At 65.0% G+C, this 20,189-nt stretch carries 17 protein-coding genes; 9 read left to right on the plus strand and 8 right to left on the minus strand.

Translation table 11 applies throughout. The features are described 5' to 3' along the window. Positions 1 to 74: 74 nt before the first annotated feature. Positions 75 to 695 (minus strand): L,D-transpeptidase, encoded by a 621-nt coding sequence (locus IG197_RS13455; RefSeq protein ID WP_192319444.1) that lies wholly within the window; start codon positions 693 to 695, stop codon positions 75 to 77. 296 nt (positions 696 to 991) lie between these two features. Between IG197_RS13455 and IG197_RS13460 the strand changes: the two genes are divergently transcribed. After that, positions 992 to 1,492: an MmcB family DNA repair protein gene (locus IG197_RS13460; protein ID WP_192319446.1), complete on the plus strand. Its 501-nt coding sequence runs from the start codon at positions 992 to 994 to the stop codon at positions 1,490 to 1,492. A 79-nt stretch (positions 1,493 to 1,571) separates the two neighbouring features. Here IG197_RS13460 and IG197_RS13465 read toward each other — a convergent pair whose 3' ends face one another. The 3 genes from IG197_RS13465 to hrpB all read right to left on the minus strand — a co-directional run bounded on the left by IG197_RS13465 (position 1,572) and on the right by hrpB (position 6,262). Further along, entirely contained in the window at positions 1,572 to 2,132 is a 561-nt protein-coding gene (locus IG197_RS13465) for an ActR/PrrA/RegA family redox response regulator transcription factor (protein WP_067955409.1), read from the minus strand. 163 nt (positions 2,133 to 2,295) lie between these two features. After that, positions 2,296 to 3,621, minus strand: a complete 1,326-nt coding sequence (locus tag IG197_RS13470) for an ActS/PrrB/RegB family redox-sensitive histidine kinase (RefSeq protein ID WP_192319448.1) — start codon at positions 3,619 to 3,621, stop codon at positions 2,296 to 2,298. A gap of 178 nt (positions 3,622 to 3,799) precedes the next feature. After that, positions 3,800 to 6,262 (minus strand): ATP-dependent helicase HrpB, encoded by a 2,463-nt coding sequence (gene hrpB, locus IG197_RS13475; protein WP_192319450.1) that lies wholly within the window; start codon positions 6,260 to 6,262, stop codon positions 3,800 to 3,802. A gap of 236 nt (positions 6,263 to 6,498) precedes the next feature. Here hrpB and IG197_RS13480 point away from each other — a divergent pair, with 236 nt between their 5' ends. Further along, positions 6,499 to 7,206, plus strand: coding sequence for a hypothetical protein (locus IG197_RS13480; protein ID WP_192319452.1), 708 nt, complete (start codon positions 6,499 to 6,501; stop codon positions 7,204 to 7,206). Between the two features lie 98 nt (positions 7,207 to 7,304). Here IG197_RS13480 and IG197_RS13485 read toward each other — a convergent pair whose 3' ends face one another. Next, a complete protein-coding gene (locus tag IG197_RS13485) occupies positions 7,305 to 8,468 on the minus strand; it encodes a Gfo/Idh/MocA family protein (RefSeq protein ID WP_192319454.1) in 1,164 nt (387 codons plus the stop codon). 144 nt (positions 8,469 to 8,612) lie between these two features. On the opposite strand from IG197_RS13485, the gene IG197_RS13490 reads away from it, so the two are divergent. Further along, positions 8,613 to 9,491, plus strand: a complete 879-nt coding sequence (locus IG197_RS13490; RefSeq protein ID WP_192319456.1) for a MurR/RpiR family transcriptional regulator — start codon at positions 8,613 to 8,615, stop codon at positions 9,489 to 9,491. A 141-nt stretch (positions 9,492 to 9,632) separates the two neighbouring features. Continuing rightward, positions 9,633 to 11,474 (plus strand): dihydroxy-acid dehydratase, encoded by a 1,842-nt coding sequence (gene ilvD, locus IG197_RS13495; protein ID WP_192319457.1) that lies wholly within the window; start codon positions 9,633 to 9,635, stop codon positions 11,472 to 11,474. Between the two features lie 86 nt (positions 11,475 to 11,560). On the opposite strand, the gene IG197_RS13500 is transcribed toward ilvD, so the two are convergent. After that, positions 11,561 to 12,484: a MerR family transcriptional regulator gene (locus tag IG197_RS13500; RefSeq protein WP_192319459.1), complete on the minus strand. Its 924-nt coding sequence runs from the start codon at positions 12,482 to 12,484 to the stop codon at positions 11,561 to 11,563. A 271-nt stretch (positions 12,485 to 12,755) separates the two neighbouring features. On the opposite strand from IG197_RS13500, the gene IG197_RS13505 reads away from it, so the two are divergent. Then, positions 12,756 to 14,144 carry a pyridoxal-phosphate dependent enzyme gene (locus IG197_RS13505; protein WP_154385859.1) on the plus strand — a complete coding sequence of 463 codons (1,389 nt, stop codon included), beginning with the start codon at positions 12,756 to 12,758 and terminating at the stop codon, positions 14,142 to 14,144. Then, complete coding sequence (locus IG197_RS13510; RefSeq protein WP_067955427.1) at positions 14,141 to 15,307, plus strand: cystathionine gamma-synthase; 1,167 nt, start codon at positions 14,141 to 14,143, stop codon at positions 15,305 to 15,307. Before IG197_RS13505 ends, IG197_RS13510 begins: the two co-directional genes overlap by 4 nt. Before the next feature lie 99 nt (positions 15,308 to 15,406). On the opposite strand, the gene IG197_RS13515 is transcribed toward IG197_RS13510, so the two are convergent. After that, a complete protein-coding gene (locus tag IG197_RS13515; protein ID WP_067955430.1) occupies positions 15,407 to 15,895 on the minus strand; it encodes a MarR family winged helix-turn-helix transcriptional regulator in 489 nt (162 codons plus the stop codon). A gap of 88 nt (positions 15,896 to 15,983) precedes the next feature. Here IG197_RS13515 and IG197_RS13520 point away from each other — a divergent pair, with 88 nt between their 5' ends. Continuing rightward, entirely contained in the window at positions 15,984 to 16,865 is an 882-nt protein-coding gene (locus IG197_RS13520) for an EamA family transporter (RefSeq protein ID WP_210346913.1), read from the plus strand. A gap of 274 nt (positions 16,866 to 17,139) precedes the next feature. Here the strand turns inward: IG197_RS13520 and IG197_RS13525 are convergent, their stop codons facing one another. Next, complete coding sequence (locus tag IG197_RS13525; protein ID WP_067955433.1) at positions 17,140 to 18,072, minus strand: LysR family transcriptional regulator; 933 nt, start codon at positions 18,070 to 18,072, stop codon at positions 17,140 to 17,142. A 119-nt stretch (positions 18,073 to 18,191) separates the two neighbouring features. On the opposite strand from IG197_RS13525, the gene IG197_RS13530 reads away from it, so the two are divergent. Then, the gene (locus IG197_RS13530) at positions 18,192 to 19,190 is read left to right on the plus strand and encodes a dipeptidase (protein WP_184770175.1); all 999 of its coding nucleotides are present in this window, start codon (positions 18,192 to 18,194) and stop codon (positions 19,188 to 19,190) included. 30 nt (positions 19,191 to 19,220) lie between these two features. Continuing rightward, positions 19,221 to 20,183 (plus strand): ABC transporter substrate-binding protein, encoded by a 963-nt coding sequence (locus tag IG197_RS13535; RefSeq protein ID WP_246341065.1) that lies wholly within the window; start codon positions 19,221 to 19,223, stop codon positions 20,181 to 20,183. Positions 20,184 to 20,189: the final 6 nt, after the last annotated feature.

Genomic DNA, 20,189 nt, shown 5'->3' on the forward strand with positions numbered 1-20,189 from the left:
CAAGACAACAAAAAACCGGGCCAAAGTGCCCGGTTTTTCGTTTGCGTCGTCCGTGTTGCCTGGACGGCCCGCAGTTATTTCACGATGACCTTGGCGCCGACTTCGACGCGGTTGTAGAGGTCGATGATGTCCTGGTTTATCAGGCGGATGCAGCCCGACGACATAGCCTTGCCGATGGAGCTCCATTCCGGCGTGCCGTGCAGGCGGTAACCGGAGTCGCCCCCCTTGTTGAACAGGTAGAGGGCGCGGGCGCCGAGCGCGTTCTTGGGGCCGCCGGGCATGCCGCCCGACCACTTGGCGAGCTCGGGCTGGCGCTTGATCATCGCCGGCGGCGGGGTCCACACCGGCCATTCGCGTTTGACCGCAATGCGGGCCGTGCCCTGCCACTCGAAACCCTCACGGCCGACGCCGATGCCATAACGCACGGCCTTGCCTTCGGGCTGGACGAGGTAGAGGAACTTCTGCGCGGTATCGACAACGATGGTGCCGGGCTGCTCGTCGGTCTCGTAGCGCACGATCTGGCGATGGAACTGGCGCGGGACCTTGCTGATCGGAATCGTCGGCAGCTGGTAGCCGGCATCGACGCGACCGCCATAGTCGTTGGAGAACATGCGCGACACGCCGTCTGTCGAACAGCCGGCTAGTGCGGTGGTCAGCGCCAGGGCGGCGACAATGGCAAGAGACTTCAATCGCATCTAGGGGTTCCCAAGCAAGAGCGGATCCGGACCGATTCGGCCTCATTTTTGCCACCATTCTTAGCGGTCAGGCATTTTGCTTGCCAAGCCTTGCGTGCACCCAAAGCCCCGCGGAACCCAACGTAAGGCACAGGTTATGGCATTTCGGCAACACGCATCGCGGGAAAATCCAACAGATTCAACGACAGGCCGCAATGATGCAACCTGAAGCTACGTATGGCTGCGCGGCATCAGCCTGCCTGGAATAATCCAGCAAGTGGGTTCAAAACGTGAACAAATGATGCGATGATCGGTCCATGCCGATCATTTCGCCTCTTGCTTCCAACCCTCTCGTCGATGGTCGCCAGTCCGAGCGAGCCATGCTGGTGCGCCGCGGCGTGCAGCGTCTTCTGATGCAGATGGGTGCACATGTGCTGCCGGAACTGTCGCTGGCGACGGGCAGGCGCGCCGACCTCGTGGCGCTGACGCGCCAGGGCGACATCTGGATCATCGAGATCAAGTCGTCGATCGAGGATTTTCGCGTCGACCGCAAATGGCCCGACTACCGGTTGCATTCCGACCGATTCTTCTTCGCCACCCATCCCGAGGTACCGGCCGAGATCTTCCCCGAGGAGTGCGGCTTCATTCTCTCCGACGGTTATGGCGCCGAAATCATGCGCGACGCACCCGAGCACCGTATGGTGGCGGCGACACGCAAGGCGCTGATGCTGCGCATCGCCCGTGCCGGCGCTGCCCGCCTGCTGGCGGCGGAACTGGCCGGCGTTTTGGTGCCGGCGCTGGAGGGGGAAAGCGAGTGATAGGTGAGTAGGGAGATCGGTTTCGGGCCTTACTATTCCTTACTCCCTTACTCCCTTACTCCCCTATTCCCTTATCTGCTTACCGCGGCGCCCGCTTGGCGAGGATTCGCTGGAGCGTGCGACGGTGCATGTTGAGACGGCGCGCGGTTTCCGAGACGTTGCGCTCGCACATCTCGTAGACGCGCTGGATGTGTTCCCAGCGGACGCGATCCGCCGACATCGGATTTTCCGGCGGTGCTGCGCGCTCTCCCGACGAGTTGGTCAGCGCGGCATAGACGTCGTCGGCATCGGCCGGCTTGGAGAGATAGTCGATGGCGCCGAGCTTCACGGCGGTGACGGCGGTGGCGATGTTGCCGTAGCCGGTGAGAATGACGGTGCGGGTGTCTTCGCGGCGCTCCTGGATGGCCGAGACGACGTCGAGGCCATTGCCATCACCCAGCCGCATGTCGACCACCGCATAGGCCGGCGGGTTGCTGCGCACCTTGGCGACGGCTTCCTCGACGCTTTCGGCGGTGTCGACGGCAAAGCCGCGGCTTTCCATGGCGCGGGCCAGGCGGGTCAGGAATGGCTTGTCGTCATCGACGAGCAGCAGGGAATGGTCTTCGCCTGGCAACCCGGATGCAATGTCCTGGGTGGTCATCGCCTTTGATCCTTTTTGTCGTTGATCCCAGTCGTTCTTATGGTTTTTCCATGCAGATATAGGTGCAAAGCGCCGATGTCCAATGCCGGCGCCATTCCCGTGACGATCAAAACCAGCTGCCGCAAGGTTTCCGGCTGTCCGGAGCACCCTTGGCAGTCCCCGTTCAGGCAGTGTCGAACATTGTCGTGCCGACCGGCAGCCGGCTCAGGAAGGCGGCGCGCGGCCAGGAGATCTCGACAACAGCGCCCTCGCCCGGGCCGCTCGAATTGGTGAAGCTGATCTCGGCGCCGGAGCGCTCAAGCAGCGTCTTGGCGATGAACAGCCCGAGCCCCAGGCCGCCGCCCGGCTCGGCGCCCTGGCGGGTCGACATGTAGGGTTCGCCGATGCGGTCGATGATATCAGGCGGGAAGCCGGGACCGTCATCCATGATAACGAAGCTGACGTCCTCGTCGTCCCAGCTCCAGCGGATGGTGACGCGGCTGCGGGCGAAATCGACGGCGTTCTCGACCAGATTGCCGAGGCCGTAGATGACGCCCGGATTGCGGTGGCCGACCGGCTCGGGACCGATGCGATCACCGGGGTCGAGCTTGATCGAAATGCCGAAATCGCGATGCGGGGCAATGACCTCCTCGACCAGCGAGGTCAAAGGCAGCCGGGCAAGATGCTCCTCGCCCTCCGACGACAGGCTGGTGAGGCGTTTCAGGATTTCGCGGCAGCGCTCGCTCTGGCTGCGCAGCAGCGTGACGTCCTCGCCGAATTTCGGATCGTTGCCGAGGGCACGCTCCATCTCCTTGGCGACGAGCGTGATCGTGGCAAGCGGCGTGCCGAGCTCATGGGCGGCGGCGGCGGCGAGGCCGTCGAGCGCCGACAGATGCTGCTCGCGCTGCAGCACCAGCTCGGTGGCGGCAAGGGCATTGGCGAGCAGTCGCGCCTCGTCGGCGACGCGGAAGGCATACATGGCGGTGAAGGCGATCGAGCAGACGACGGCGATCCAGATGCCTGCTGTGTAGATGAAGGGCATGGCCAGCACGATGCCGTCATACCAGGGCAGCGGCAGGTGGAAGAAGGCGAGCAGGCTGACCATGACGATGACCACGACCGCCAGCATGGCGGTCAACCGCAGCGGCAGCGACGTCGCCGAAATGACGACCGGCACCGTCATCAACAGCGAGAAGGGATTGGTCAGTCCGCCGGTCATGAACAGCAGCCCGGCCAGTTGCAGGCTGTCGAAGGTGAGGATGCCGAAAGCGGCGAAGGGGTTGAGCCGGTGCGCCGCCGGATAGCGGAAGGCGAGGAACAGATTGAGCCAGGCGGAGCTGGCGATGAGCGCGAAACACAGGCTGACCGGCAGCGGAAATTCGAGCCAGTAGGCGACGACGACGACGGTAAAGCTCTGGCCGACGATGGCGAGCCAACGCAGGCGGATCAGCGTGTTGAGCCGGAGCCGGTGGCTCTGCTGGAGGTCGGGGGCGCGCATCAGTGAGTTCATGCCAGCTATATGCGCTGCAAGGCGCGCCCGCGCCAAGCCCTGGCTTGTCGTTTGAGCATGATCTTGTCCGAAAACCGGTATCCACTTTTCGGGATCATGCTCAGTTGTTTGAGCCTGATCCTGGCCGAAAACCGGCATCCGCTTTTCGCTACGCCGACCTTCGGTTCGGGATCATGTTTCAGGTACCGCGCGGCTTGGCGCGAGCGGTCGCCTGCGCCTCCAGCGGGTTGTCGGGCCAGACATGCCGGGGGTAGCGGCCGCGCATGTCGGAGCGCACATCGGCCCAGGAGCCGCGCCAGAACCCGGGCAGGTCGCGCGTGGTCTGGATCGGCCGGTGCGCCGGCGACAGCAGTTCGAGCGTCAGCGGCACCGTGCCACCGGCGATCGAGGGGTGCTTGTCCATGCCGAACAGCTCCTGCACGCGCACCGCAAGCACCGGCCATTCGCCATCGTAACGGATCGGCACATGGCTGCCGGACGGAGCGCTGAAATGCGTTGGCGCGAGCGTTCCGATCTTGCGCTGGAGGTCGTGCGGGACGAACGACAACAGGGCATCGTGGAGCACGCCGGCGCCGATGCGGGCAAAGGACGCCTCGCCGCGCAGGAAAGGCAGCAACCAATCCTCGAGGCGATCGAGCAGCGCCTCGTCGGACATGTCGGGCCAGGGCTCGCCGAGACCGCGATGCAGCCAGGTCAGACGCTGGCGCAGCGTCTCCGCCTCCTTGCCCCAGTCGAGCAGCCCAAGCCCATGGGTGCGCAGGGCCTGCAGAATGGCGCCGTCGGCTTCCTCGCCCTTGGGTGCCGGCAGCATGCGTTCGGACAAGGTGACTGCGCCGATGCGGACGGTTTCGCGGACACGGACGGAACGCTTTTCCCTATCGAAACTGGCCTCTGTCTTCCGCTCCAGATGCGCGGCAAGGACGGTGCGGATGTCGACCTCGGAGACGGCAGCGGCGGACGAGATGCGGGCGTTCTGGGCCTTGCCCTGCAGGTCGGCGACGACGAGATATTGCTCGCCGGCGAGCGGATCGGCGGCGTCGACGGCTGCACCGCTGCCATTGGCCAGCACGAAGCGCCCACGCTCGCCGCGCGCTTTGGCGACACGGTCGGGCCAGGCAAGCAGCAGGAGAGCGCCAGGGGTGGGCGCATCACCTGACGGCTGCCCAGCAGCGCCTGCCTGCCGCGCCAGCCGCTCCGCCAGTTGCCGCGCCGCATTGGCGCGGGGCGAGCGCTCGTTGCGGAAGCGCTGCAGGCGGCGTTCGAGGTCTGCGCTGTCGCCGCCGAGACCGCGCTCGGTCATCAGCACGGCAAGCTGCGCCGCCTCAAGCGCCGCCCCTTGACGCGCCGCTTCGGCGACCATGTGGGCGAGACGGACCGGCAGCGCCAGCTTGCGCATCGCCTGGCCGGACCCCGTCAGCCGGCCGTCGGCGTCGATGGCTTCGAGCTCGACGAGAAGCGCCTTCGCCTCGGCCAAAGCAGGCGCCGGCGGCGGGTCGAGAAAGGCGAGCGTCGTCGGGTCGGCAACGCCGAAGGCGGCGCAATCGAGCAGGAAGCCGGAGAGGTCGGCCTCGAGAATCTCGGGCGGCGAGAAGGCAGGCAATGCTGCGGTCTGCTCGGCGCGCCACAGGCGCATGGCGACACCCGGGCTGGTGCGGCCGGCACGGCCGGCGCGCTGGTCGGCGGCGGCGCGCGAGGCGCGCACCGTCTCAAGCCGGGTCAGGCCGCTCGCCGGCTCGTATTTCGGCAGCCGCGACAGGCCGGAATCGATGACGACACGGACGCCGTCGATGGTGATCGAGGTCTCGGCGATTGCGGTCGCCAGCACCACCTTGCGGCGGCCTGCCGGCGCTGGCTTGATCGCCGCGTCCTGGGCCTTGCCGTCGAGCATGCCATAGAGCGGCACGATGTCGACATCCGCGCCGACACGGCCATCGAGGCGCTCGGCGGTGCGCTCGATCTCGCGCTGGCCAGGCAGGAAGGCAAGCACGCTGCCCGGTTCGTCGGCGAGCGCGTCACGGATCGCCTTGGCCATGGCGTCCTCGATGGCAACGCCCGCCGGGCGCTCGTCATAACGGATGTCGACAGGGAAACTGCGGCCCTGGCTTTCGATCACCTCGGCGCCGTCGAGCAGCTTCGAGACGCGGGCGCCGTCGAGCGTCGCCGACATAACGATCAGCCGGAGATCGGGTCGCAGCGCGCCCTGCACGTCGAGCGCCAGCGCGAGGCCGAAATCGCCGTCGAGCGAACGCTCGTGGAACTCGTCGAACAAGACGGCGGCGACACCCGGCAGCTCGGGATCGTCGAGGATCATGCGGGCGAGCACCCCCTCGGTGACGACGAGGATTCTCGTCTTCGCGCTGACTTTGTTTTCCATGCGCATGGCGTAGCCGACTGTGCCACCCGGCTCCTCACCGAGCAGCGAAGCCATGCGGCGTGCGGCGGCGCGGGCAGCTAGCCGCCGCGGCTCGAGCAGCACGACCTTACCATCACCACGCCAGGGCGCAGCGAGCAGCGCCAGCGGCACCAGCGTGGTCTTGCCGGCGCCGGGAGGTGCTACCAGCACGGCGCTATTGCCGGCCGCAAGTGCCTCGGCAAGTTGCGGTAGGACCGCCGCCACCGGCAGGTCGGGGAGCTTGATCATCAGTTACGTTCCGGCCTTTTACGCCGCATGGACGGCAAGCCGGGCAATATCAGGCACGAGCGGGGCGAGGCAACATCGCAACACCCCGACAAGGTGGCGCAAGCCCTGGCCGACACTTGCGCGAAATGAAGCCGGCTCGTCACAGACGGTCGCCAAGAGTGATCGGCCCCGCCCTTGCTTCGCCGGAATGAAGCGTAGCGTGACGCTTTGGTGACAGTCTTACAACAGGGGGGCCGGTGGCAGAATTTGCGCATCCGATACTTGCCGGCGCAACGCCGGATCCGCGGCGGAGCGACCAGATCCGGTTTCTCATGGTGGCGCTGGCGCTCGTCGGCGCCGTCACCACCGCTGCGGCACTTGCGGCGATCGTTGCGCCCGGTATCCGTCACCTGTTGCTCAAGGAAGACGGTATCGTCGAGACGGGGACGGTGCTCTTCCTGGCTGCCGCCGTGTTTGGCGCCGCGGCTTCGACGCTGCGACGTGGTCCCAGGGTTACGGTCGTGCTTGCCGGCCTGATCGGGTTTGCCGAGCTGCTCGACGAGACCAGCTTCGGCGCCCGCCTGTTCGGCTTCCAGCCACCGGGGCTTTATGGCGGCGGACAACTCGACGGTTTCCACGACCTCGTGATCCTTGCTTACCGCATGTTGCGCGATGTCAGCCACGGCCTCGCCTGGCTTCTGGTCGCGCTGATACCCGCGCTGTCAGCAGGGCTGGTGTTGCTCGCCTTGCGCCACATCAGGCAAGGCATGGCGGGGACAACGACATGGCTGTCGGGCCATGCGCTGCTCCTTCTGCATGGCGGCTTCATCGGGCTGGCGCAGGCGATCGACATCGCAGCCTCATCACGCGCGCTCGCCGCCGTCGAGGAAGTGCTGGAGATGAACGCCGCGATGTTGCTGGCGGCTTATGTCGTGCAGGTGGGATGGCCGAACGCCGCTCGGTGAAGTGGCGTGCGCTGAAAAAGGCCCCTCTCCGTCACGGCTTTGCCGTGACACCTCTTCCACGGTGTGGGGGCGAGGAACCCAAGTCTTGAGAGACTTGCCTACCTTACCTTCACCCACTTCTGCTCGGCAAAGGACTGCGCCATGGCGTGCACCGTGCGCTCGATCTCAAGGCCCTCGTCGAAGTCGATGACACGCGCCGGCTGACCGGCGATGCGGGCGAGCAGTTCGCGGCATTCGATGGTCTTGAGGTCGTTGAAACCGAGGCCATGGCCGGGGGCTGGGATGAACTTGCCGTAGGGCTCATGGACGGGGGCGGCGAGGATGGTGCGGTAACCTTGCTCGGTCGGGCGGTCCGAGGTGACATAAAGCTGGATTTCGTTGAAGCGCTCCTGATCGAAGACGATGGAACCCTTGGAACCGAAGATCTGGACCTGGATGCGGCCCTTGCGCCCCCAGGCGGAACGGTTGACCAGCAGCGTGCCGGGAACGCCGTTTTCGAGATGGATCAGGCTGGAGGCGATGTCATAGGTCTCGACCGCTCGGCGGCCGCCGCCGGCGACCTGGCGATCTGCATAGGGCTTGGCCATGTCGCACATGACGCGGCCGACGCGGCCGAACAGGGCTGATATCAGCGACAGCGGGTGGACGGCGAAATCGTCGAGCGCGCCGTAGCCTGACTTGGCCTCGTGTTTCCAGAAGAACGGCGCTTCGGGATCGGCCATGAAGTCCTCGTCCATCTCGACGCGGAGATGGTTGACGTCACCGATGATCTTTTCGTCGAGCAGCTGCCTGATGTGGCGGATGGCCGGGCTCTGGACGTAGTTGTAGCCGAGCACGGCCACCTTGCCCGATTTGCGGGCAGCCGCGGCCATGGCTTCAGCCTCTGCCAATGTCGGCGCCATCGGCTTTTCGCACCACAGATGCTTGCCGGCTTCGAGGATGGCGATGGCCATCTCCGGATGGAACTGGTTGGGCGTGGTCAGCGAGACGATGTCGACCTCCGGATCGGCGACGACGGCGCGCCAGTCGCCCGACGACTTTTCGAAACCGAGTTCGGAAGCGCGCTGGGCGGCGAGGTCGGCATTGGCCTCGCCGAGATGGACGAGCCTGACCTTGTCGACGTCGCCGAACACCGTGCGCACCGAATTCCACGCCAGCGCATGGCACTTGCCCATGAAGCCGGTTCCGATAAGACCTACGCCTGTCACTTCACGCTCTCCCGGTTTATAGAGCTCGCATCCCGCCGGAATGGCGCTCAGCATCTTGACGGAGCATGATCCCCTCCCCCTTTGGGATCATGCTCACAACGGACTGAATAGTCGAATTCTGGCGAAAATGGAACATACAGTTCATTTTATTTGGACAGCCCGCGGCGGCAGCGTTATGGTGGAATAGGCGGAGGCGGAATGGACGACATGGCGGACACGATTTCGGAGGCACTGCCGCGCGATTTCGAGGCGCTGAGGGCATTGATCCTCGATCGCCGCGAGAGCCTGCCCAAGCGCATCGCCCAGGTGGCGGCCTATGCCCTCGACAATCCCGACGAGATCGCCTTCGGCACCGCCGCCAGCATCGCCAGTTCGGCCGGCGTGCAGCCCTCGACCTTGATCCGCTTTGCCCAGCATCTCGGCTATGACGGCTTCACCAGCCTGCAGCAGGTTTTCCGCGAGCGGCTGAGGGAGCGTACGACGTCCTATGAGGAGCGGCTGACCGTGGTGCGCGGCGATGCCGACGACGGCACCAGCAATCGTCGCATCGTCGACGGCTTCCTGGCGGCGGCCAGCAAGTCGATCGACGTGATGTCGCGCAACATCGACGACGAGACGTTGGACCGCGCCGTTGACCTGCTCAACGGCGCCGAGACGATCTACATCCTGGCCCGCCGCCGTTCCTATCCTGTCGCCAGCTACATCGCTTATGCGCTGGGCAAGCTCGGCGTGCGCAGCCAGTTGATCGAATCCGCCTCGGGGTTGAGCCCGGAGATCATTTCCTTCGCCACGCCAAGGGACGCCGTCATCGCCATCAGCTTCTCGCCCTATGCCTCGGCAACCGTCGACGAGGCGCGGGTGCTGTCGGCCAACGGCGTGCCTGTCGTTGCCATCACCGACAGCGCGTTCTCGCCGCTGGCGCAGTTCGCCAGGGTGTGGTTCGAGGTGGCCGAGGCCGACTTCGGCGGCTTCCGCTCGCTTGCCGCCACCATGGCGCTGGCGATGGGCCTGACCGTCGGCGTGGCCGAGCTGCGGCGCGGCCGCAAGGGCCGGAAATCGGCCAACTCCAAGGCTTGAAACCGCGCCTGCACTGCACGAAATGCATGGCAGCTGCCCGCTGTCGTCATGCCAGAGGCCTGCTCAGGCGAAAAATGGTTGACGCAAGGGCGATAGTGGCTCAATCCCACTGTTAGCCATCTATTGTATGAGAGAGCCCCCATGCCTGCTTATCGTTCGCGCACCACCACCCACGGCCGCAACATGGCGGGTGCCCGTGGCCTTTGGCGCGCCACCGGCATGAAGGACACCGATTTCGGCAAGCCGATCATTGCTGTCGTAAACTCCTTCACTCAGTTCGTGCCGGGTCACGTGCACCTGAAGGACCTCGGCCAGTTGGTCGCCCGCGAGATCGAGGCCGCCGGCGGCGTGGCCAAGGAGTTCAACACCATCGCCGTCGACGACGGCATCGCCATGGGCCACGACGGCATGCTCTATTCGCTGCCGAGCCGCGAGATCATCGCCGACAGCGTCGAATATATGGTCAACGCGCATTGTGCCGACGCCATGGTCTGCATCTCGAACTGCGACAAGATCACGCCCGGCATGCTGATGGCCGCGATGCGCCTCAACATCCCGGCGGTGTTCGTCTCGGGCGGCCCGATGGAAGCCGGCAAGGTGGTGCTCGGCGGCAAGAACGTCGCGCTCGACCTGGTCGACGCCATGGTCGCCGCCGCCGACGACAAGGTTTCGGACGAAGACGTCAAGATCATCGAACGTTCGGCCTGCCCGACCTGCGGCTCCTGCTCTGGCATGTTCACCGCCAATTCGATGAACTGCCTGACCGAAGCGCTTGGCCTGTCGTTGCCCGGCAACGGCTCGACGCTGGCAACGCATGCCGACCGCAAGCGGCTGTTCGTCGAGGCCGGTCACCTGATCGTCGACCTCGCCCAGCGCTATTACGAGCAGGACGACGAGAGCGTGCTGCCGCGCTCCATCGCCTCGAAGGGGGCATTCGAAAACGCCATGGCGCTCGACATCGCCATGGGCGGGTCGACCAACACAGTGCTGCATATCCTGGCCACGGCCCATGAAGGCGACATCGACTTCGACCAGGACGACATCGACGCGCTGTCGCGCAAGGTTCCGGTGCTGTGCAAGGTGGCGCCCGCCAAGGCCGATGTGCACATGGAAGACGTGCATCGCGCCGGCGGCATTTTTGCCATCCTCGGCCAGCTCGACAAAGCCGGCCTGCTCAACCGCGACCTGCCGACCGTGCACACGGCGACGATCGGCGAAGCCATCGATCATTGGGACACCTCGCGGACCAAGAGCCAGGCGGTGCGCGACTTCTACCTCGCCGCCCCGGGCGGCGTACCAACGCAGACAGCCTTCAGCCAGGACCGGCGCTGGGACGATCTCGACCTCGACCGCGAAAAAGGCGTCATCCGCTCGGCCGAACATGCCTTCTCCAAGGACGGCGGCCTCGCCATACTCAAGGGCAACATCGCGCGCGACGGCTGCGTGGTGAAGACAGCCGGCGTCGACGAGTCGATCCTGAAATTCTCGGGACCCGCTCGCGTGTTCGAGAGCCAGGACGCCTCGGTCAAGGCGATCCTCGCCAATGAGGTTGTGGCCGGCGACGTGGTGGTGATCCGCTACGAGGGCCCGAAGGGCGGCCCCGGCATGCAGGAAATGCTCTACCCGACCAGCTACCTCAAGTCGAAGGGCCTCGGCAAAGCCTGCGCGCTCCTGACCGACGGTCGCTTCTCGGGCGGCACGTCAGGCCTGTCGATCGGCCACGTCTCGCCTGAAGCGGCAAATGGCGGCACGATCGGGCTGGTGCGCGAGGGCGACATGATCGACATCGACATCCCCAACCGCACGATCAGCCTGCGCGTCGACGAAGCGACGCTCGCCGCCCGCCGCGCCGAACAGGACGCCAAGGGCTGGAAGCCGGTGGAAGTGCGCAAGCGCAAGGTGACCAAGGCGCTGAAGGCCTATGCCGCCTTTGCCACCTCGGCCGACCGCGGTGCCGTCCGCGACCTCGGCGAGTTTGAATAAGTCCTGAAAGAAAGATCAATGCAAAGGGCCCGCATCGCGGGCCCTTTGTTGTTTGGCAGCTCCCGCAAACCAGCATGGCCGCCAGGCTACAGCGCCCCGGCCATGGCGGCGTTGATCCAGCTCCATTCCTCGCTGATCGTGTCGGGCTGGCGGTCGCCCCTGAGGATGCGCAGCAGTTCGTAATAGCGCGCCGACCGCGAATGGTACTTGCGGTACTGGTTGTCGTGCCAGTCGAGGAAGGCCTTGTCGGGTGTCCTGTTCATCGCCTTGGCGGAACTGGCCAGCCAGTCTCGGGCGATCGCCTTGCCGGTTTCGGACCCCGGTGTCTCGCCCTTGTCGATGGCTCGGCGGACGCGGGCGAAGATGGCGTTGGAGGCCTCGGCATAGGCGGTGGGATCGAACGCGCCGTCCCACATCGACGACATGCTGTTGCGCAGCTCCATGGCGTATTCCTTGTCCGAAACGAAGGCCATGATCTCGGTCCAGGCGTCGACCTGCTCGGGCGTGGGGTCGTCGGGCAGGTCGGGTGTCGAAGCGTCGATCATCTGCCTCTTCCATTCCGGCGAGACATTGGCTTCAGAGGCCACGTCTTCGAAGAAGCGCTCGATGGCGGCGCGGAATTCAGTCTGGGAGAGCTTTGTCACGGTCCATATTCTCCTGAGGTCGTCTGTTGTCGGGTCGGGAACCCGGATGGCCGCCTTGAGGGCGGCGGCGACACGGCGCTTGGACTTGATTTCCGCCTCGAGCGCCTTGAGCCTGAGCTCCAGCACGGCCGAGATGGCGAGGCGGTTGGACAGGATCTTGCCGATGTCGGCAAGACTTACGCCGGCATCGCGCAGGGCAAGGATGAGCCCGAGCCGTTCGAGATCGACGCCCGAATACATGCGGTAGCCGCTCTCCGCCCTGACCGTCGGGGGCAAAAGCCCCCTGTCCGAGTAGAAACGGAGCTTGCGAACGGTGATGCCGCTCAGCCTGGAAAGCTCACCGATGGTGTAGATCCTGTCGTCCATGACAGCCCTTCTAGGTGCTCCACCAAGTGGAGAGTCAACAACAGCCGGAAAGAGAAATGTATTGCCCGCAAACGGAACCAAAGCTGGCGCGTGAGAATTTCCTTCTCAAGCTTTCGCACGAAACGAAAAGCCCTGCCTTTGTTCGTTTGGGGCAGCACCGGTAAATGCGGCCAGGATGGCCAAACGGCCGCAACACGCTTCCGGGCGGCTGGTGTCCGCCCGCCCGACATGGGATATTCCGATGAACCTGCCTGCCGAGGGAGACGCCGCCATGAGCCGCTTGAACCCGCCCTTCAGGTCCGTGCTCGATTTGATCGGCGAAACGCCCGTCGTCGAATTGACGCGTTTCGACACCGGCCTGTGCCGGCTGTTCATCAAGCTCGAAAGCCAGAACCCCGGCGGTTCGATCAAGGACCGCATCGCACTTTCGATGATTGCCGCGGCCGAGCGCGAGGGCAAGCTCAAGCGCGGTGGCACCATTGTCGAGGCGACCGCTGGCAATACCGGGCTCGGACTGGCGCAAGTGGGTATTCCCAAGGGCTACCGCATCATCCTCGTCGTGCCCGACAAGATGAGCCGCGAGAAGATCCAGCACCTGCGCGCGCTCGGCGCCGAGGTCAGGCTGACGCGCTCCGACGTCGGCAAGGGCCATCCCGAATATTACCAGGACATGGCGGAAAAGATCGCCGCCGAGATCCCTGGTTCGTTCTATGTCAACCAGTTCGCCAATCCGGCCAACCCGCTTGCACATGAGACGACGACCGGCCCCGAGATCTGGGAACAGCTGGAAGGCGATGTCGATGCGGTGGTGGTGGGTGTCGGCTCGGGCGGCACTCTGACCGGGCTCGGGCGGTTCTTCGCCAAAGTGTCGCCCAAGACCGAGATGGTGCTGGCCGATCCGCTGGGCTCGGTGCTGGCGCCGCTGGTCAAGACCGGCAAGATGGAAGAGGCAGGCAGCTGGACCGTCGAAGGCATCGGCGAGGACTTCGTACCGCCGAACTGCGACCTGTCGCTGGTCAGACGCGCCTACACGGTCAACGACAAGGCAAGCATGCTGGCGGTGCGCGACCTGCTTGCCAAGGAAGGCATCCTGGCCGGCTCGTCGTCGGGCACGCTGCTTTCGGCGGCCCTGCGCTACTGCCGCGAGCAGAAGACGCCAAAGCGCGTGGTGACCTTCGTCTGCGACAGCGGCAACAAGTATCTATCCAAGGTGTTCGACGACTTCTGGCTGGCCGAACAGGGGCTGGACGAGCGCGAACATCATGGCGATCTCAGCGACCTGGTGGCGCGCTCGCATCGCGAGGGCGGCACGGTGTTCGTCGGACCTGGCGACAGCCTGCTGACGGCCTATGGCCGGATGCGGCGTGGGGACGTGTCGCAGCTACCGGTGCTGGAAGACGGCAAGCTCGTCGGTATCGTCGACGAGAGCGACATACTGGCTGTTGTCGAAGGACCCTATGACAGCCGCTGGAACCGCTTCAACGCACCCGTCTCGACGGCGATGGCAAAGGACCTGCACACGCTGCAGGCGAACCAGACGCTCGATGCGCTGCTGCCGATCTTCGACCGCAACGAAGTGGCGATCATCTTCGACGGCGAGGAATTTGTCGGGCTGATCACTCGGGTCGACCTCATCAACCATCTCAGGCGAGCAAAATGACGACGCAGAAGAACCGGCTGGCATTTTCGACGCGCACAATCCACGGCGGCCAGAGCCACGACCCGACGACGGGCGCCGTCATGGTGCCGATCTACGCCACCTCGACCTATGGCCAGCAGAGCCCGGGCGTGCACAAGGGTTTTGAGTACGCCCGCAGCCAGAACCCGACACGCTTTGCCTTCGAGCGGGCGATTGCCGACCTCGAAAGCGGCTCCGCCGGCTTCGCCTTCGCCTCCGGGCTGGCGGCGATCGGCACTGTGCTCGAGCTGCTCGACGCAGGCGCGCATATCGTTGCCACCGACGACATCTATGGCGGCACGTTCCGGCTGCTCGAGCGGGTGCGCAAGCGTACCGCCGGGCTGCAGGTGAGCTTCGTCGACTTCACCGACCTCGCCGCCGTCGAGGCGGCGATCCGGCCGGAGACCAGGATGCTGTGGGTCGAGACCCCGACCAACCCGCTGCTGCGTGTCGTCGATCTCGAAGGGGTCGCCGCAATCGCCAAGCGCAAGGGCGTGCTTTCGGTCGCCGACAACACCTTTTGCAGCCCTTACCTCCAACGCCCTCTGGAGCTCGGCATCGACATCGTCGTGCATTCGACGACAAAGTATCTCAACGGCCATTCCGACATGGTCGGCGGCTGCGTGGTGGTGGGCGACAACAAGGAACTGCGCGACCAGCTGAAGTTCCTGCAGAACGCCATCGGCGCGATCTCCGGACCATTCGACAGCTTCCTAGCGCTGCGCGGCATCAAGACCCTGGCATTGCGCATGGAGCGGCATTCGCAGAACGGCGCCCAGATCGCGCGCTGGCTGGAAGCGCGCAAGGATGTGCGCAGGGTGATTTATCCCGGCCTCGACAGCCATCCGCAGCATGCCATCGCCAAGGCGCAGATGCATCATTTCGGCGGCATGATTTCGGTCGACCTCGACCGTGACCTCGCCGGCACCAAGCGCTTCCTCGAACGCACGCAGCTGTTCACGCTGGCAGAAAGCCTCGGTGGCGTCGAAAGCCTGATCGAGCACCCGGCGCTGATGACGCACGGCTCGATCCCGGCCGAGAAGCGCGCCGCGATCGGCATCTCGGATTCGCTGGTGCGGCTGTCGGCGGGCATCGAGGATGGCGATGACCTGATCGCCGACCTGGAGCAGGCGCTGGCGGGGTGAACCGCCAAATCCTGCCCGAGACGGCGAGATGCGTGGCGGCACGCTGGTCTCCCACCCCCTTGTGAGGAGGGGGTAATTCGCAGCTGGCCGTAGCCAAAGTCACACGCTCTCGAATCCGACCAAAAACTTGCTGAGGAGCGCGTCGAGCGCCACCCGCTCCTCCTTGGTCAGCATCGAAACGATGCGCGTCTGCGTCGCGACATGGTCGGTGACGGCGGCGTCGATAGTGGCGAAGCCCTTGTCGGTCAGGGAGACGATGAAACTGCGGCGGTCGTCGGGGTTGAGCCGACGCTCGACGAGGCCTGCCTTTTCCAGCTGGTCGACGCGGTTGGTCATGGTGCCCGAGGTGATCATCATCGTCGCCGAGAGATCGCCAGGTGACAGCGCATAAGGCGGCCCCGAACGACGCAGCGTCGCCAGCACGTCGAAGCTGGCGAAGTTCAGCCCATGCGCTGCAAAGGTCTTCTCCATCTCGCGGCCGAGATGCTGCGACACCCTGTTGGCGCGGCCGATAAGCCCCATCGGCGCGACGTCGAGGTCGGGCCGTTCGCGGTTCCACTGGGCAAGAATGTCGTCAACCTGATCCATGGCCCACCATTCCGATTATTTCTCTTGACGTCAAGAGAATATGGATTATCTTGAGATCAAGATACTCGATGTAAAGAGAGATGCAGCCATGACGACGCGCAACACCGACCTGCTGCTGACTGCAATCGCCCCCGCGATCTGGGGCAGCACCTATATCGTGACGACTGAGTTCCTGCCCGCCGGCTACCCGCTGACGGTTGCCATGCTGAGGGCGCTTCCAGCCGGCCTGCTGCTACTGCTGCTCGTCCGGCAGTTCCCGCAGGGCATCTGGTGGGCCCGCGTGCTGGTGCTCGGCGCGCTCAACTTCTCGGTCTTCTGGTGGCTGCTGTTCGTTGCCGCTTACCGGCTGCCGGGCGGCGTCGCGGCAACCGTCGGCGCGATCCAGCCGCTGATCGTCATCCTGCTCGCACGCGCCTTGCTCGGCTCGCCGATCCGCCCGCTGTCGATCGTGGCTGCCCTTGCCGGCATGGCCGGCGTGGCGCTGCTGATCCTGACGCCGCACGCGGCACTCGGCCCCATCGGCATCGCTGCCGGCCTCGCCGGTGCCGTGTCGATGGCCGCCGGCACGGTGCTCAGCCGGCGCTGGCAGCCGACAGTCACACCGCTGACCTTCACTGCATGGCAACTGACGGCTGGCGGTCTGCTGCTCCTCCCGGTGGCGCTGCTGCAGGAGCCGTCGCTGACGTCGCTGACGATGCCCAACCTGCTCGGCCTCGCCTGGCTTGGCCTGATCGGCGCGGCACTGACCTACATCCTGTGGTTCCGTGGCATCGCCAGGCTGGAACCATCAGTCGTCTCACCGCTCGGCTTTCTCAGCCCGATGACCGCCGTGATCCTCGGCTGGTCGGTGCTCGGCCAGTCGCTCAGCGCAGCGCAGATCCTCGGCATGGTCGTGGTGCTCGGCAGCGTCTGGCTCAGCCAGCGCGCCCAGCAGGCAAAGCCGGCTCCAGCCAGGCTCGCCACTGCCTGAACAAATGCGCCGCCTTCGGGCGGCGTCTCCCTCGAGACAATCAGCAACCTTTTCACTTCCGGCGGCGGCCGGCAGAAGGAGATCCCCACGTCCAAGATCCTGGTGCTGCCGCGTTCCCTAGCTGATGGACGAAGCAACGATGCTGCTCAAGGCGGGCATCCGGCACGACGACACGCCCCTGGCCATACCAAGCGAACTTGCCGACTATGACGCCATCGTCTTCGGCACGCAGACGGCTTGTTGCGACGCCGCCGACACTGCCGGCGATCGCCGACTAGGCCGGCAGTGGCTGCGCCGTCCTCAGCGGACGCGGCTTGAGATGGCCCAAAAGCGCATCGAGGAAGACCCGCGTCTTGCGCGGCATCAGTTGCCTGCTCGGAAAGACGGCGCGCACCATGGCCGGGGCAAGACTCCATGCCGGCAGGATGCGGACGAGTTCGCCGCTTGCCAGGTAAGGCCGCGCGAAAAGATCGGGCATCGCCGTAATGCCGGCGCCGGAACGCGCCATGCGGAACAGCAGCTCGTAAGAATTCGCGCAGACCCGCCGCCCCGACATGTCGGCGGCAACCGACTGGGCATCCTTGTTCAGCACCCAGTTGACCGGAACGCCATCGGCGAGCAGCACCAGCACGTCATGATGTGCGAGGGCCTCGGGCGCATCGGGCTGGCCGGCGCGATCCCTGTACTGCGGCGAGGCATAAAGACCGATGCCGAGGTCGACCAGATGCCGGGTGGTCAACCTCAGGTCCTGCGCTTCGCCACCGATCCGTATGGCGAGATCGAAACCGTCGGCAATGACGTCGACATAACGAGGCGACAGATCCAGTTCGAGCTGGATTTCGCCATATGCCTTGCTGAATTCAGCCAGCATCGGTGCGAGCGAGATTGCGGCAAGGTCGCCGGGGACGGAGACACGCAGCCGTCCCGACGGGGTCACCTGCCGGTGTTCGGCGACGGCCATGACGGCATCCACCTCGTGGATGATCTGTTCGGCGGGAATGAGAATGCGCTGGCCCATCTCGGTCAGGAAATTGCGCCGCGTGCTGCGCTGGAGCAGGCGCTCGCCCAACTGCGCTTCGAGGACGGTGATGCGCCGCGACACCGTCGACTTCGGCAGACCAAGCCGTTCGGCCGCGGCGCTGAAGCTGCCCGTTTCCGCAACGCGCGCAAAGATCATCAGGTCGAACGGATCGGGCGTTGTCGGCATGACGGAGCCTTGATTGGTTCAAGTATGAAACAATCAAACCCATTCCGGGCAATAGCGCAACGACGAGATTGCCGATTAGCTGACCGCTTGGATTTCATTGCTCAGCGGGTGCAGACGACGTGACTGTTTCAGCCAACAACCTCATCGCCAAGGCTGTCGTCTGGGAAAGTGCCGTGGGCTGGACTCCCGAATGTCTCGATGAAGGACCCGACATGCTGGTCCGCTATCGCGACGCGGGGTTCTCCTTCCTCTCGCTCACAATCGGCGCCGACTGGGACCGACCGGAGCCGACGTTCCGGCATCTCTCCCAACAAAGGCGCTGGTTCGAGCAACGCGCTCACGATTACCAGCTCATCGAAACCGTGGCCGACATCCGCGCGGCCAAGCAGTCAGGCAAGATGGCGATCGGCCTGCATCTGCAAGGGGCCGGCCCGGCCGCGCACGAGCCCGCGATGATCGACAGCTGGTACCGGCTTGGAATCCGCTGGATGATCGTCGCCTACAACACCCGCAACCCGCTTGGCGACGGCTGCCACGAGCCCTCGGATGCCGGGCTTTCCATGCTGGGCCGTGCCTTCGTGACCGAGGCCAACCGCGTCGGCATGATGCTCGACGCAAGCCATGCCGGCATCAACACATCGCTCGACATCATCGAGCTATCGGAAAAGCCGGTGGTGTTCTCGCATTCGAGCGTACGTGCGCTGAAGAACCACGAGCGCAACATCGACGACGTCCAGATCAAGGCGCTCGCCCGCCGAGGCGGCGTGGTCGGCATCAACTCCATCGGCGCCTTCCTGACCGACGACAACCGTTCCGACGTTCCGGCGCTGATGCGCCATATCGATTACGTCGCCCAGCTCGTCGGGCCCGAACATGTCGGCCTCGGCCTCGACACCGTTTTCTACCAGCCCTTCATGACCAAGCTCTACGACTCCGGTCCGATGATGGCGTTGCGCGGCTATCCGCGCCCGCCGTGGGCCGATGTCAAACCCGAAGTCCTGCCCGAACTGGTCGAAGCGCTGGAACGCCATGGTTATTCGGAGACGGCCATACTTGGCGTGCTGGGCGAGAATTTCCTGCGGGTCGCCGAACAGAACTGGCGCCCCTCCATCGTGTAATCCCAACCTTAGGAGCGTGTCGTGAAATTGATGAAGTGGCTGCTCGCTGCAGCCTTGCTCACCGCCGCGAATGGCGCAGCCCTGGCTGACCCGAAACTGGTCGAGATCGCCAGCTTCGGCGAGCACCCGGCGCTCAACCAGGTCGCCGAAGGCTTCAAGGCCCGGATGAGCGAATTGGGCTACGTCGAAGGCAAGGACGTCACCTACGGCTTCCAGCACGCCAATTTCGACCGCAGCCTCGTTCCCCAGATCCTGCAGCAGGTGGAAGCCAAGCATCCGGCACTGATCCTCGCCATCACCACCGGCCTCAACCAGGCGGCGGTGCGCGGCATTACCGACAAGTCGATCCCGGTCGTGTTCGGCGCGGTCGTCGACCCGGTCGTGGCGGGCATCGTGCCGGATTGGCAGCACGGCTCGGGCTGGAGCACCGGCGCGTCGATGCTGCCCGACTTCGATGCTTCCTTCGACTACCTCAAGAAGGTGTTGCCCGAGGTCAAGAAGGTCGGGACCCTGTTCAATCCGGGCGAAGACAACGACACCTCCAATATGGAGCTGATCCACAAGGCGGCCGCAAAGGCCGGGATCGAAATCGTCGGCGTGCCGGTCGACAATCCCAACGACCTGCCCCAGCGTGTCCAGACCTTCGCCGGACAGGTGGACGCCATCTTCCTCATCCAGTCCAATGTGGTGCAGACCTCGGTACCGGTCGTTGCCCAGGTGGCGCAGAGGATCAAGCTGCCGCTGTTCAACTCGGTCTACGCCCCTGACCTCAAGGATCAGCTCGCCGGTTTCCACGCCATCTCCTATCGCAAGAATGGCGAGCATGCCGCCGACATCGCCGACCGGATCCTCAAGGGCGAGAAGCCGGCCGACATCGCGCCCTATGTTCCCAAGGGCGAAGACTTCGACGCTTATGTCAGCCCCAAGGGCCTCGCAGCCGTTGGCCTGACGGTTCCGGAAGCACTCAAGGACAGTCCATGGCTGCTCAAGTGACAGCGG

Source organism: Aminobacter sp. SR38 (assembly GCF_014843375.1).
Classification (GTDB): domain Bacteria; phylum Pseudomonadota; class Alphaproteobacteria; order Rhizobiales; family Rhizobiaceae; genus Aminobacter; species Aminobacter ciceronei.